This is a genomic window from Bradyrhizobium sp. CAR08, from assembly GCF_052871955.1.
This window is the reverse complement of the sequence record NZ_JBIXJX010000007.1, coordinates 221,642-235,551: the sequence shown is the minus strand read 5'-3', so window position 1 is coordinate 235,551 and position 13,910 is coordinate 221,642. Positions and strand designations below refer to the sequence as shown.

Annotated in this window: 13 protein-coding genes; 10 read left to right on the top strand and 3 right to left on the bottom strand. The window is 64.4% G+C overall.

Annotation, left to right across the window (positions count from 1 at the left end):
• Positions 1-69: 69 nt before the first annotated feature.
• The 3 genes from ACIPUD_RS16970 to ACIPUD_RS16960 form a co-directional block, all read right to left on the bottom strand.
• Entirely contained in the window at positions 70-1,464 is a 1,395-nt protein-coding gene (locus ACIPUD_RS16970) for a M20/M25/M40 family metallo-hydrolase (RefSeq protein WP_446481191.1), read from the bottom strand.
• A gap of 53 nt (positions 1,465-1,517) precedes the next feature.
• On the bottom strand, positions 1,518-2,846 hold the full coding sequence (locus ACIPUD_RS16965; RefSeq protein ID WP_247456206.1) for a glycosyltransferase family 87 protein: 1,329 nt from the start codon (positions 2,844-2,846) through the stop codon (positions 1,518-1,520).
• Between the two features lie 133 nt (positions 2,847-2,979).
• Positions 2,980-4,608, bottom strand: a complete 1,629-nt coding sequence (locus ACIPUD_RS16960; protein WP_446481190.1) for a helicase HerA-like domain-containing protein — start codon at positions 4,606-4,608, stop codon at positions 2,980-2,982.
• 346 nt (positions 4,609-4,954) lie between these two features.
• On the opposite strand from ACIPUD_RS16960, the gene ACIPUD_RS16955 reads away from it, so the two are divergent.
• The 10 genes from ACIPUD_RS16955 (at position 4,955) to ACIPUD_RS16910 (ending at position 13,865) form a co-directional block, all read left to right on the top strand.
• On the top strand, positions 4,955-5,320 hold the full coding sequence (locus ACIPUD_RS16955; protein ID WP_018456871.1) for a hypothetical protein: 366 nt from the start codon (positions 4,955-4,957) through the stop codon (positions 5,318-5,320).
• Between the two features lie 26 nt (positions 5,321-5,346).
• Entirely contained in the window at positions 5,347-5,754 is a 408-nt protein-coding gene (locus ACIPUD_RS16950) for a DUF4332 domain-containing protein (RefSeq protein ID WP_018456872.1), read from the top strand.
• Positions 5,755-6,025: 271 nt separating this feature from the next.
• Positions 6,026-6,886 (top strand): dihydropteroate synthase, encoded by an 861-nt coding sequence (folP, locus tag ACIPUD_RS16945; protein ID WP_026233258.1) that lies wholly within the window; start codon positions 6,026-6,028, stop codon positions 6,884-6,886.
• Positions 6,883-7,251 (top strand): dihydroneopterin aldolase, encoded by a 369-nt coding sequence (gene folB, locus ACIPUD_RS16940; RefSeq protein ID WP_018456874.1) that lies wholly within the window; start codon positions 6,883-6,885, stop codon positions 7,249-7,251. Before folP ends, folB begins: the two co-directional genes overlap by 4 nt.
• A 1-nt stretch (position 7,252) precedes the next feature.
• A complete protein-coding gene (gene folK, locus ACIPUD_RS16935; RefSeq protein WP_018456875.1) occupies positions 7,253-7,744 on the top strand; it encodes a 2-amino-4-hydroxy-6-hydroxymethyldihydropteridine diphosphokinase in 492 nt (163 codons plus the stop codon).
• A gap of 81 nt (positions 7,745-7,825) precedes the next feature.
• Entirely contained in the window at positions 7,826-9,697 is a 1,872-nt protein-coding gene (locus ACIPUD_RS16930) for a methylmalonyl-CoA mutase family protein (protein WP_446481189.1), read from the top strand.
• Positions 9,694-10,158 carry a GFA family protein gene (locus tag ACIPUD_RS16925; RefSeq protein WP_446481188.1) on the top strand — a complete coding sequence of 155 codons (465 nt, stop codon included), beginning with the start codon at positions 9,694-9,696 and terminating at the stop codon, positions 10,156-10,158. The genes ACIPUD_RS16930 and ACIPUD_RS16925 overlap by 4 nt, the downstream gene beginning before the upstream one ends.
• 9 nt (positions 10,159-10,167) lie before the next feature.
• Positions 10,168-10,353 (top strand): hypothetical protein, encoded by a 186-nt coding sequence (locus ACIPUD_RS16920; RefSeq protein ID WP_018456878.1) that lies wholly within the window; start codon positions 10,168-10,170, stop codon positions 10,351-10,353.
• Positions 10,350-12,506, top strand: a complete 2,157-nt coding sequence (gene scpA / locus ACIPUD_RS16915; RefSeq protein WP_446481187.1) for a methylmalonyl-CoA mutase — start codon at positions 10,350-10,352, stop codon at positions 12,504-12,506. The genes ACIPUD_RS16920 and scpA overlap by 4 nt, the downstream gene beginning before the upstream one ends.
• Positions 12,507-12,872: 366 nt before the next feature.
• Complete coding sequence (locus tag ACIPUD_RS16910; RefSeq protein ID WP_018456881.1) at positions 12,873-13,865, top strand: tripartite tricarboxylate transporter substrate binding protein; 993 nt, start codon at positions 12,873-12,875, stop codon at positions 13,863-13,865.
• Positions 13,866-13,910 lie beyond the last annotated feature (45 nt).

Here is a 13,910-nt window from a genome sequence, read left to right as displayed (position 1 = left end):
TCCAGGCTGGCGCCGGAGAGAGATTTCTGGATTGCTTCGCTACGCTCGCAATGACGAGGAAAGAGCGCCCTACTTCACCTCCGCCAGCGCCGCGAGGATGCGGGCCCAGGAACGGATGCCTTTCTGGAAACTGCGGAGGTCGTACTTCTCGTTCGGCGAGTGGATATTGTCGTCGTCGAGGCCGAAACCGACGAGCAGCGAATCCAGCCCAAGCGTACGCTTGAAGTCCGCGACGATCGGGATCGAGGCGCCCGAGCCCATCAACACGGTCTCCTTGCCCCATTCCTCGGTCAGCGCGGTCTTGGCCGCGGCGAGCGGCTTCATGTTCCAGTCGAGCGCAATCGCAGGCCCGGCAGAGTGGTCGCCGAACTCGACCTTGCAGTCTCCCGGAATGCGCGCCGTCACGTACTCACGGAAAGCCTTGCGGATCTTTTGCGGATCCTGCCCTTCGACCAGTCGGAACGAGACCTTGGCCGAGGCCTGCGACGGGATCACCGTCTTCGAGCCCTCACCGATATAACCGCCCCAGATGCCGTTGACGTCGCAGGTCGGACGCGTGGAAGCTTGCTCGACCAGGAGCCTGCCCTTCTCGCCGGCCGGTATCGATAGCCCAACGGGCTTGAGGAATGTGTCCGGCGTGAAATCGAGCTTCTTCCACTGCGCGAGAATATCCGGCGGCGTGTCCTTCACCCCATCATAGAAGCCCGGAATGGTGATGCGATTGTCGTCGTCGAACAGCCCGCCGAGAATTTTGGTCAGCACCCGGATCGGGTTCATCGCGCTGCCGCCGAACACGCCGGAATGCAGGTCGCGATTGGCGGCGGTGATCTTGAGCTCCTCATAGAGCAGGCCGCGCAGGGAGGTCGTGATCGCCGGCGTGTTGCGGTCCCACATGCCGGTGTCGCAGACCAGCACGTAGTCAGCCTTGAACTCGTCCTTGTTGGCTTCGATGAAGGGCACGAAGTTCTTCGAGCCGACTTCTTCCTCGCCTTCGATCAGGAACGTGACGTCGATCGGCAGCGACCCCGTCACCTTCTTCCAGGCGCGGCAGGCCTCGACGAAGGTCATGACCTGGCCCTTGTCGTCCTCGGCGCCGCGCGCCACGATGATCTTGCGACCATCGGCATGGTCGGTCACAACAGGCTCGAATGGCGGACGGTGCCAGAGCTCGAGCGGATCGACGGGCTGCACATCATAGTGGCCGTAGAACAGCACATGCGGACGGCCGCCCGCGACGCTCTTGCCGACGACCGCGGGATGGCCGGCGGTTGGCCTCACTTCAGTGGCAACGCCGAGGCTCGCGATGTCCCTGGCAAGATGCTCGGCCGCCGCCTTGCAATCGGCCGCGAAGGCCGGATCGGCGGAGATCGACTTGATCCGCAACAGCGAGAACAGGCGCTCCAGGCTGTTGTCGAACTCCTTGTCGATGTGGTCGAGCACGGATTGAAGCTGCGCATTTGCCATTGGTCGTATTCCCTGCGTTCGAATCCCAAGACGTCGGGGCTCAAGATGTCTTCTCAAGAACTATCGGCTTTTAGCGCTGCCGCGGCGTTGGGGCCAGCCGCAACCGGCGGATGCCGGATGTGCCATGCGAGACTAGCTGCGAGCACCGCCGTGGCGACGAGGTTGTTGCCCCAGGCCTGCAAGACATTTGGAAACCACGGCAGCGCCAGCAGCATGAGGATGCCGGCGGCGCCAAGGGCGAGCCAGGTTCCCAGGCGCACGTTCGCCCGCTCGTCGAAGGCGGCACGATGCATCAGCACCGTCATCGGGAAGAACAGCCACATGAAGTAGTATTGCCGCGCCAGAGGCGATGCCACCGTCATCAGGCAGAACAGGATGCCGAGTTCCTCGGCGTCCGAGCGCGCCGTGCGCCGCGCTTGCCGTGGCATGACCGCGACGAAGCCGAGTCCGAGCAACGCCGACAGCGCCAGCACGATCCAGTTCGCCGTCCTGTAATCGACGTCGATGACATTCATCGTGCGCGGCGGCTTGCTCGGATCCTCCTGATTGTAGTTGATTGGCCGGACCAGCCGGTGCGTGACAGCAATGAGTGACTGGTTCACCCACGACCAGTTCTGCTCGTCGCGCTGGCCAAATCCTTTTTCCGAACTCGACCCGACCATGCCCTGATACCAGGTCTTGACCTCGGCGGCGTTGCGCTCGAAGCCGCGAATGGGGGCCGGCACGATATAGAGAAGGATGCCGGCGAACGCGACCGTAGCGACGGCGGCTCCCCACTTTCGCCGCCAGACCAGATAGGGCAGCACCGCAATGGGAAACACCTTGATGGCGGCGGCGAGCGCGAACATGAAGCCTGCGAGCCAGGAGCGCTGATGCTGCAAACTCCAGAAGCCGTAGAGCATCATCGCCAGCAAGACGAGGTTCGGCTGGCCAAGATCGAACATGTCGAACACGAAGGTCACGGTGACGAGAGCGGGCAGCGCCTCCAGCCAAGGGCCAGGCGTGCGGCCCGAACCGCTCATGACATTGGAGAGCATCCCGGTGTACCACCACGCCGCAATATTCAGGATCGACAGCACGCTGTAGAGCGCGATCTTGCCGAACCAGCTCGGGACTGCCAGCAGGATCGCCGGCAGCGGTGGGTAGATGAACTCGAAGTACTGGTGGATATCGCCGGGATAGAGCGGCCCACCCTTCAAGACCTGCTGCCCGGCCCAGTACCACAGGCCGTAGTCCTTGGTCTTGCCGTGCCCGAAGATCTCGGGACCAAGGACATCGGCAGCCAGGATGAAGCAGCAGAGCAGGAAGAGCAGGTCGAGTGGCGCACGCAACGACAGGGTTCGGAGTGCGCCGGATCGAACGAAAGATTTAGGTGAGGTCACGATGTGGTCCAGTCAGGGGCCATAGCACCTAGCAGACCAACGAACGCTTGGAGAGTCCTGATCACCCGAATTTGTACCCGCCGCGCACAAGCGGCGGGTTTGCGGAGGAGTTGCCTCAAACGAGGCTTTCTGCCTACCTGCGCAGCAAGCCGCCGAGCGCGCCGCGGACCAGCGTGCGGCCGATCGAGCCACCAAGCTGGCCGGCGACGGACTTGCCGATATTGGCCGCCATCCCCCCGATTACCTGATTGGTGACCGATCGGGTCACGTCGCGGGCGATGACCTGGCCCGTCGAGAGGCGGCCGCGCTTGACGTTCGTGCCGAAGATGGTGCCGACCATCGAGCCGATCTGGCCGAGGATGCCACCGCCTCCAATGCCGCCAGCCGCGCCGGGATCGGCAGTCGCCGCCGTGCCGGCAATGCGCTTCTGGATCATCTCGTAGGCGGACTCTGCATCAACGGCGGTGTCGTATTTGCCCTTCACCGGGCTTGCATCCATGATCGCCTTGCGCTCTTCCGGCGTGATCGGTCCGATCCGGGCCGATGGCGGCCGGATCATCACCCGCTCGACCATCGCCGGCGTGCCGTTGCCTTCGAGAAAGGACACCAGCGCCTCGCCCTTGCCGAGCTCCATGATCACCTTGGCGGTGTCGAGCTTCGGGTTGGGGCGGAAGGTCTGGGCCGCAGCGGCGACCGCCTTCTGGTCGCGCGGGGTGAAGGCGCGCAGCGCGTGCTGCACCCGGTTGCCCAATTGTCCGAGCACGCGGTCGGGCACGTCGACCGGGTTTTGAGTCACGAAATAAACGCCGACGCCTTTGGAGCGGATCAGGCGCACCACCTGCTCGATCTTGTCCATCAGCGCCTTGGGCGCGTCGTTGAACAACAGATGCGCCTCGTCGAAGAAGAAGACCAGCTTCGGCTTGGGCAGGTCACCGGCCTCGGGCAGCTCCTCGAACAATTCCGACAGCATCCACAGCAGGAATGTCGCGTAAAGCCGTGGGCTCTGCAGCAGTTTGTCGGCGACGAGGATGTTGACCATGCCGCGGCCGTCGCGGTCGGTCTTCATGAAGTCCTTCAGCGTCAGCGCCGGCTCGCCGAAGAATTTGGTGGCGCCCTGGTTCTCGAGCACCAGAAGCTGGCGCTGGATGGTGCCGACCGTGGCCTTGATGACATTACCAAAACCCTGCGCCGCCTTCTTGATCTCGGCAAGCGGACTGTCCTCGGCATCCGTCCCCTTCTTGCCCGCATCGGGCACGATGGCATCGAGCAGCGCGCGCAGATCCTTCATGTCGATCAGGGTCAGCCCGTTGTCGTCGGCGACGCGAAAGGCGACGTTGAGCACGCCTTCCTGCACGTCGTTCAGGTCCAGCATACGTGCGAGCAGCAGCGGGCCCATTTCTGTGACGGTCGCACGGACCGGGTGGCCCTGCTCGCCGAACACGTCCCAGAACACCGTCGAGAACTGGTCGGGCTCGAACGTCAGTCCCATCTCGGTGGCGCGCTTGACGATGAAATCCGCGGGCACGCCGACCTCGGAGATGCCCGAGAGGTCGCCCTTGATGTCGGCCGCGAAGACCGGAACACCGGCGCGCGCAAATCCTTCCGCCATAACCTGCAGCGAGACCGTCTTGCCGGTTCCGGTTGCACCTGTGACGAGGCCGTGGCGATTGGCGAACGCCAGCGTCAGCCAAGCCTGCTCGTTTCCTTTACCGACGAAGATTTTGTCGTCGGTATCACCGAGCTTGCTGTCCTGTGCGGTCATTATTCCCTGATCTCTCTGCCCTGTTTCGCATATCGAAACTCGAATGCACAGTTCCGTAGTTTAACGCATGTCGCGCGCTGATTGAAACCATTCAACGCGCTCCGGGCATGCGACATCGTCGGAAATATGCAGGTGGACATCCGCCGAAAGTAGGAAGGACGCATTCGCATCGCGGCATTTTTTTGCCGATTTCATCTCCGCTCTTGCATCACTGCAACACTTCTCGCGCGTTCGAGAATGAATCGGAACGTTGATGGCGTTCATCGCTTGTATTTCACACCACACCGGCTCAAGATCATTTTCGAAAGCAATACTCCGGCATGTGAACCGGCTGAGGGGCGGCCATATGGACGAGCTAATCGGGCGGCTGGCGACAAACGCCAGCATAGATAGTGCTGTCGCCGAAAAGACCGTCGGCATTATCTTGGGCTTCCTCCGCAACGAGGGTCCTTCCGACAGCGTCCAGGTCCTGATCGACCAGATTCCAGGTGCAGAAGCGGCAATCGAGGCATCCGGCACCGGCGGAGGACTGTCGCGGCTGATGGGCGGCGGCCTGATGGCGGTCGGCACGCGCCTGATGGGCCTGGGACTTGGCATGTCCGAGATTCAGAACATCGCCCGTGAACTTTTTCGCTTCGGCCGAGACAAAATCGGAGCGGATCAGATGGGCAAGATCATCGCGGGGACCCCGGGCCTCAGCCAGTTCGCCTGACGCCTGCGCATTTCACATCGAGTATCATGACATATCCGATCTCCGAGATTGAGGGCCTGTCGGCCTTTGCCGCCAACAAGTTGAAGGCGCAGGGTATCCGCACCACCGACGCGCTGCTCGAGGCGGCTTCGACCGTGAAGGGCCGCAAGGCGCTCTCCGTGAAGACCGGCATCAGCGAGCAGTTGCTGCTGGAATGGGCTAACGTCTCCGACTACATGCGCATCCCCGGCATGGGCAGGGCCAAGGTCGGTCTGGTCCGCGCCGCCGGCGTCACCACCGTGCGCGAGCTCGCCTACCGTAACCCGGCAAGGCTCGCCCAGAGCATGCGGGACGCCAACGAGAAGAAAAAGCTGCTCCGCATCCTGCCCTCGGAGAAGTCGGTCGGCGACATCATCGCCAAGGCGAAGAAGCTGCCGCCAAAGATTTCGTATTAGGACTGCTGCTCTCCGCATACGGGGTGGGCGCTACTCTCTCGGCATTGTTTTGCCCGATGAGCAACAATGCATCCCAACTCTGCCGTCATACCCCGCGAAAGCGGGGTATCCAGTACGCCGCGGCTCCTCCGTATCGCGGCACTGTCTCTGGATACTGGATTGCCCGCTTTCGCGGGCAATGACAGCGAGGGTGTGCGACGCCCTGTCCAAACGCTGGCAACCCACGCCTTCCCGTCTTGACTCCCCCTCCCCGACGGCTAAAGCGGGCCGCATGAATGCCTCGCCCTCCCCATCCGTCCCGGCGGCCGGTTCAGTCGGGCTTGACGTGCTGCGGACGTTGCTGGAGCGGCCGATCCCGGCGGTGATGGGCGTGCTCAACGTCACCCCGGATTCATTCTCCGACGGCGGCGAATTCATCGCGCCCGAGCAGGCACTCGCGCGGGCGCGGGCGATGATCGAGGTGGGGGTCGACATCATCGATATCGGTGCCGAGTCCACCCGGCCCTACAAGGGCGCCCGGCCGGTCACCGCGGCAGACGAACTGGCCCGGCTCAAGCCGGTGCTATCAGACATCGTGGCGCTCGGCGTGCCGGTCTCGATCGACAGCATGAAGGCCGAGGTGGTGGCCTTTGCGCTCGATCAGGGCGCTGCGATCGCCAACGACGTCTGGGGCCTGCAACGCGACGCCGGCATGGCGCCGCTGGTGGCCGCGAGGAGCGTCCCTGTCATCGTCATGCATAACCGCGACAGGGTCGATCCCGCCATCGACATCATTGCGGACATGAAGGCGTTCTTCCAGCGCTCGCTGGATATCGCGGCACAAGCCGGCATCGCCCGCGACAAGATCGTGCTCGATCCCGGCATCGGCTTCGGCAAGACGGCAGAACAGAGCATGATTGCACTGGCACGACTTCGCGAGCTCGACATGTTCGGCCTGCCGATCCTCGTTGGTGCCTCGCGAAAACGCTTCATCGCCTCGGTGTCGCCGTCGGAGCCGACCGAGCGGCTCGCCGGCTCGATCGCCGCACATCTGCTCGCCGCACAACGCGGCGCGAAAATCATCCGCACCCACGACGTCGCCGAGACCTTGCAGGCCCTGCGAGTGGCGCACGCAATCGAGAGCAAGCCATGACCGATACGATCTTCGTAACCGGCCTGTCGATCCATGCCCGCCACGGCGTGATGGAGCACGAGACCGAGGTCGGCCAACGCTTTGTCATCGACCTCGAGCTCTATACCGACCTGTCGGAGCCTTCCCGCAGCGACCGGCTCGCCGACACCGTGTCCTACGCCGACGTCGTGGCGACCACCACCGCGGCCTTCAAGAACACCAATTACAAGCTACTGGAGCGCGCGGCCGGCGCGGTGGCCGACGCCATCCTGTCGCACTTTCCGCGCATCCGTGCGGTCAAGATCACCGTGCACAAGCCGCATGCGCCGATCGCCGCGATCTTCGACGACGTCGGCGTCATGCTGACGCGCTCGCGGCACCCCTGACATGGCGAGCGTCCTGATTGCGCTCGGCGGCAATGTCGGCGATGTCCGCGCGACCTTCCAGAAGGCAATCGCCCATATCTGCGGCATGGCGCAGGCCGCTTTGATCGCGCGCTCGTCGGACTATGCGACGCCGCCCTGGGGCGACGAGGACCAGGCTCCCTTCATCAACGCCTGCATCGAGATCGAGACCAGCCTTGATCCGCATGCGCTCCTGTTCGTGATGCAGAAGGTCGAGCAGAAATTCGGCCGCACCCGCGATAAAGAGCGGCGCTGGGGCCCGCGCACGCTCGATCTCGACATGATCGCCTATGACGATGTGTCGATGCAGAAGCCTGACCTGACCCTGCCGCATCCGCGCCTATTCGAGCGCGCCTTTGTGCTGGTGCCGCTGGCCGAGATCGCGCCCGACCGCGTGATCGCAGGCATTCGTGTCCATGACGGTCTCGCCAGCGTCTCGACACAAGGCATTGAGCGGCTTCCGGATACCGGTTAACCAAAAACAACCGTTTGCAGGGACGGCCGGCCGTGGCAATTTCGCCTGCGAACAACAAGATTTTCGGGAGCCCTTCGCCGCATGACCTCCGCGACTGACGACCTGCCGCTGGCGGCGGATTTTCCCAAGGCGACCGTCGAGGACTGGCGCAAGCTGGTCGATGGCGTGCTGAAGGGCGCGCCGTTCGAGAAGCTGGTTGGCAAGACCTATGACGGGATCAAGATCGATCCGCTCTATCCGCGCGCCAAAGGCATTGCGCCCGTGGTGGGACGGCCGGCATCCGCGCCCTGGCAGATCATGCAGCGGATCGACCATCCCGATGCAAGTGCGGCGAATGCACAGGCACTGACCGATCTCGAAAATGGCGCGACGGGGCTGGCGCTGGTGTTCGCCGGCGGCAATGCCGCTCACGGTTTCGGGCTGGAAGCGACCGCGGACGCAGTCGCAAAGATCTTGAAGGACGTCCATCTCGATGCCGGCATCGGCCTCGAGCTCGAGATCGGTCCGCAATCGCGGATGGCGGCGATCCACGTCGCGGAATATGTGAAGAGCAAGGGCATCGATCCCGGGGCCTGCGACATCCGCTTCGGGCTCGATCCGCTCGCGGCCTGCGCGGTGTGGGGCCACAGCCCCTATACCTGGGATGAGATCGTTCCGGCCATCACCGGCGGCGTCAAGGGCCTCGCCGCGCTCGGCTTCAAGGGGCCGTTTGCATCGGCCGACGGACGCGTGATCCACGATGCCGGTGGCTCGGAGGTGCAGGAGCTCGCCTTCGCGCTCGCCTGCGGCGTCGCTTATTTCCGCGCGATCGAGGGCGCGGGCGTTCCGCTGGAGCAGGCGCAGGGCATGGTCTATGCGCGGCTTGCCGCGGATGCAGACCAGTTCCTCACCATGGCAAAATTCCGCGCATTGCGGCTGCTGTGGGCGCGTATCGAGACGGCGTGCGGGCTCACGCCAAAACCGCTGTACATCGCCGCCGATACCGCCTGGCGCATGCTGACGCAGCGCGATCCCTATGTGAACATGCTGCGCGCGACCATGGCGACGTTTGCGGCCGGACTTGCCGGTGCCAACGCGGTCACCGTGCTGCCGCATACGCTGGCGCTCGGCCTGCCCGATCCATTCGCGCGGCGCGTGGCGCGCAATACGCAGCTCGTGCTGCTGGAAGAGAGCAACCTCGCCAAGGTCAGCGATCCCGCGGCAGGCGCAGGCGGCATCGAGACACTGACCGGCCAGCTCTGCGACGCGGCCTGGGCGCTATTCCAGGAGAGCGAGAGAGCCGGCGGCGCCTTCGCTGCGCTTCAGCAGGGCCTGTTCCAGAGCAAGGTCGCGGCCGCGCGAAAAGCCCGCGACGCCAACATCGCAAGACGCCGCGACGTGCTGACCGGCGCCAGCGAGTTTCCGAACCTGCACGAGAACGAGACGACGGTGCTGAAGGCGACGCCGATCGCGCTGGCGCCCTATGGCGAGCAAAAATACAAATTCGACGCACTGCCGCCGATCCGGCTGGCAGAACCGTTCGAGGCGCTGCGGGACAAATCCGATGCGGCCTTGAAGGCACACGGCGCGCGGCCGAAAGTCTTCTTGGCCAATCTCGGCACGCCCGCTGATTTCACGGCGCGCGCGACCTTTGCCAAAAGCCTGTTCGAGACCGGTGGCATCCAGGCCGTCGACAGCCAGGGCTTCGCCGATCCGGCCCAGTTAGCTGCAGCCTTCAAGGCCTCCGGTGCCGGGCTCGCCTGCCTTTGTTCCAGCGACAAGGTCTATGCGGAACACGCCGAAGCCGCGGCGCAGGCCCTGCAAACCGCCGGCGCCCGACTTATCTATCTGGCAGGCCGCCCGACCGATGCCGAGGCGGCGCTGCGTGCAGCCGGCGTCACCGGCTTCGTCTTTGCCGGCGGCGATGCGCTTGCCACGCTGCAAGACACCTATCGACGGATGGAGCAGCCATGACAGACGCAGGCAAACCCGTTCTCACCGGCGGCTGCCAATGCGGGGCAGTGCGCTTTGGAGTCACGACGGCGCCGAACAGGGTTTCGATCTGCCACTGCCGGATGTGCCAGAAGGCCAGCGGCGCGCCGTTCGCCTCTTTTGCCGACATCAACAAGACGGACTTCGCCTGGACCAAGGGGGGTCCGTCGTTCTTCCGCTCCTCCTCCATCGCCGAGCGCGGCTTTTGCGCCGCCTGCGGCACGCCGCTGAGCTTTGGCCGCATCGACGGCGACCGGATCGAGATCATGACCGGCGCCTTCGACCGTCCTGACCACGTGGTGCCGACTCGGCAGTTCGGCACCGAGTCCCGTCTCGGCTGGGTGGTCGGGATCGCCAATCTGCCGAGCCAGACCACGCAGCAGAATTACGGGCCGGAAAAGATGGCGACCATCGTCAGCCATCAGCATCCGGACCATGATTGAGGCGCCGCCATGTTTCAGCTGCTCGGACAAACGTTGCTCGGTCTGGCAGAATGGAAGATTGGGAAGCTGTTCGCGCGGCTGCTCTGGGTTGGGACCGGCCAAATTACTCAGAGCCGCTTGGACGATCCCGTCTACAAGAAAAATGTGCAAAAGCTGATTGAGCGCAATCGCAGGTTTGAGGATCCCAAGGAATGACCCGCATTCCCAATTTCGCCGACGTCGCCTTCGAGCGCGCCGCCACCGACGCCCCGACCGGCAGCGCCGAGCCGTGGCTGACGCCCGAGGGCATTCTGGTGAAGCCCGCATATAGCGAGGCCGATCTGGCCGGGCTCGACTTCCTCGATACCTATCCGGGCATCGCGCCTTATCTGCGCGGCCCCTACCCAACCATGTATGTCAACCAGCCCTGGACCGTCAGGCAATATGCCGGCTTCTCCACGGCCGAGGATTCCAACGCGTTCTACCGCCGCAATCTCGCGGCCGGACAGAAGGGCCTCTCGGTCGCCTTCGATCTCGCCACCCACCGCGGCTATGACAGCGACCATCCGCGCGTCGGCGGCGACGTCGGCATGGCCGGCGTTGCCATCGATTCCATCTACGACATGCGCACGCTGTTTGCGGGCATTCCGCTCGACCAGATGAGCGTGTCCATGACCATGAACGGCGCGGTGCTGCCGATCCTCGCGCTCTACGTTGCGGCCGCCGAGGAACAGGGCGTGCCGCCGGAGAAGCTCTCAGGGACCATTCAGAACGACATTCTGAAAGAGTTCATGGTGCGCAACACCTACATCTATCCGCCCGCGCCTTCGATGCGGATCATCTCGGACATTTTTGCGTATACCTCGCAAAAAATGCCGAAATACAATTCGATCTCGATCTCCGGCTATCACATGCAAGAGGCCGGCGCGACGCAGGACCTCGAGCTCGCCTATACGCTGGCCGACGGCGTCGAATACCTTCGTGCCGGCCTTGCGGCGGGCCTCGATGTCGACCGCTTCGCGCCGCGGCTGTCGTTCTTCTGGGCGACCGGGATGAACTTCTTCATGGAAGTGGCCAAGATGCGCGCCGCGCGGCTGCTCTGGGCGAAGCTGCTGAAGCCTTTCAATCCGAAGGATCCGCGCTCGCTGTCACTGCGCACGCATTGCCAGACATCCGGCTGGTCGCTGACCGCGCAGGACGTCTTCAACAACGTGATGCGCACGACTGTGGAAGCGATGGCGGCGACGCAAGGCCACACCCAGTCGCTGCACACCAATGCGCTCGACGAGGCGCTCGCTTTGCCGACCGACTTTTCGGCGCGCATTGCCCGCAACACGCAGCTCTTCCTGCAGCAGGAGAGCGGCACCACCCGCATCATCGATCCCTGGGGCGGCTCGTATTATGTCGAGCGTCTCACCCGCGACCTCGCCGCCAAGGCCTGGGGCCACATCCAGGAGGTCGAGGAGCTCGGGGGCATGGCCAAGGCGATCGAGGCCGGCGTACCGAAGCTGCGCATCGAGGAAGCCTCGGCCAAGACCCAGGCCCGCATCGACGCCGGCAAGCAGGCGGTGATCGGCGTCAACAAATACAAGCCGACGGACGAAGCTCCGATCGATATCCTCAAGGTCGACAATACCAATGTCCGCCGGCTCCAGATCGACAAGCTGACGCGGCTGAAGTCCGAACGCAACCAAAAGGACGTCGAGGCCGCGCTCGCCGCGCTGACGCGCTCGGCGGGCGAAGGCAACGGCAATCTGTTGGCGCTGGCCATCGACGCTGCGCGCGCGAAGGCAACCGTCGGCGAGATCTCGGACGCGATGGAGAAGGTGTTCGGCCGGCACCGCGCCGAAATCAAATCCATCACCGGCGTCTACAAGCGGGAGGCGTCCAGCATGGGTAACCGGGTCGAGAAGGTTCAGGCGCTGATCGACGCCTTCGAGGAGGCGGAAGGCCGCCGTCCGCGCATCCTGGTCGCAAAAATCGGTCAGGACGGTCACGACCGCGGCCAGAAGGTTATCGCGTCGGCCTTCGCCGATATCGGCTTCGACGTCGACATTGGGCCGCTGTTCGCGACCGCCGACGAAGCCGCGCGCCAAGCGGTCGAGAACGACGTCCACATCCTCGGCGTCTCCTCGCTTGCCGCCGCCCACCTCACCGCAGTGCCGGAGCTCAAGGCCGCGCTGAAGAAGCAGGGCCGCGACGACATCATGATCATCGTCGGCGGCGTGGTGCCGCCACAGGATTACGATGCGCTCTACGCGGCCGGCGCGGAAGCCATCTTCCCGCCGGGCACGGTGATCGCGGACGCGGCCGAGGAGCTGATCCGCAAGCTGAACGCCCGGCTCGGGCATAGCGAGGCGGCAGAGTAATTCGGCCGCCGCTCGGCAATCCGCCCATTCTTCACCGAGACCGCCGACAACGACGCCGCCATGACCGCAATGGTGAAGGGGGTGACTGCATCGCTCATGGTCGCAAAGATGAAGCGCGATGCGAGCGCGACTGCGACGACTGGTTCGCGGAATTGAAGCGGAGCCTGCTCAGATGGGCGCGGTGACGTTTGCGTCCTCAACCGAGGCGGGCAAGACTCCCGGCCTCGCCTTCCACTATTCCACGCATGAGGGCCGCGTTGCCCGCAGAGCGCTGGTAGCGCTACCTTGCAGCCGCGCTGCAAAGCCGACTAGAATGTCGCCATAGACAAGAGCGCCCGACGTCGTGGGCGCCGCTGGGAGGCATTGATGTCCAAGATTACGCGCCGCAGCTTTGCGGCTTCATCTGCCGCAGTCGCGGCATCCGCCGCATTCGGTCTCACACCCGTACGCGCGCAAGCCTATCCAGCGCGGCCCGTCACCGTGATCGTTCCCTGGGGCGCGGGCGGCGGCACTGACGCGACCGCGCGCATTGTCGCAGCGCTTCTGGAGAAGGATCTCGGCCAGCCCTTCAACGTGGTCAATCGCACCGGCGGCTCCGGCGTCGTCGGCCATACCGCGATCGCGACCGCGCAACCTGATGGCTACACCATCGGCATGCTCACCGTCGAAATCTCGATGATGCACTGGCAAGGGCTGACGGAGCTGGCGCCGAAGAGCTACACCCCGCTGGCGCTGATGAACGAAGACCCCCCGGGCATCCAGGTCTCCTCCTCCTCGCCCTACAAGACGGTGAAGGAGCTCGCGGAAGCCATCAAGGCGGCCCCTCCCGGCAAGTTCAAGGCCTCCGGCACCGGCCAGGGCGGCATCTGGCATCTGGCGCTGGTCGGCTGGATGCAGGCGATGGGCCTGCCTGCCAACCAGGTCGCCTGGGTGCCGTCCAACGGCGCCGCACCCGCGATGCAGGACCTCGCCGCCGGCGGCCTCGACCTCACCACCTGCTCGGTGCCGGAAGCCCGCGCCATCATCGAGGCCGGCAAGGCCAGGAGCCTTGCTATCATGGCGCCGGCGCGCAATCCCATCTTCAAGGACGTGCCGACGCTGAAGGAGGCGATGGGCATCGACTACGCGACCGGCGCCTGGCGCGGCATCGCCGGGCCGAAGAACCTGCCGCCGGAGATCGCAACGAAGCTCACCGCGGCGCTGCAGAAGGTCTACGACTCCGCCGAGTTCAAGGACTTCATGAGCAATCGCGGCTTCGGCACCGTGTGGGGCGATGCCGGCCAGTTCGCAAGCTTCATGGACAAGGGCGACGCCCAGATGGGCGAAGCGATGAAGGCGGCGGGTCTGAGCAAGGCGTGATCTTGTCACCTCTCCCCGCTTGCGGGGAGAGGTCGAATTTGAGCG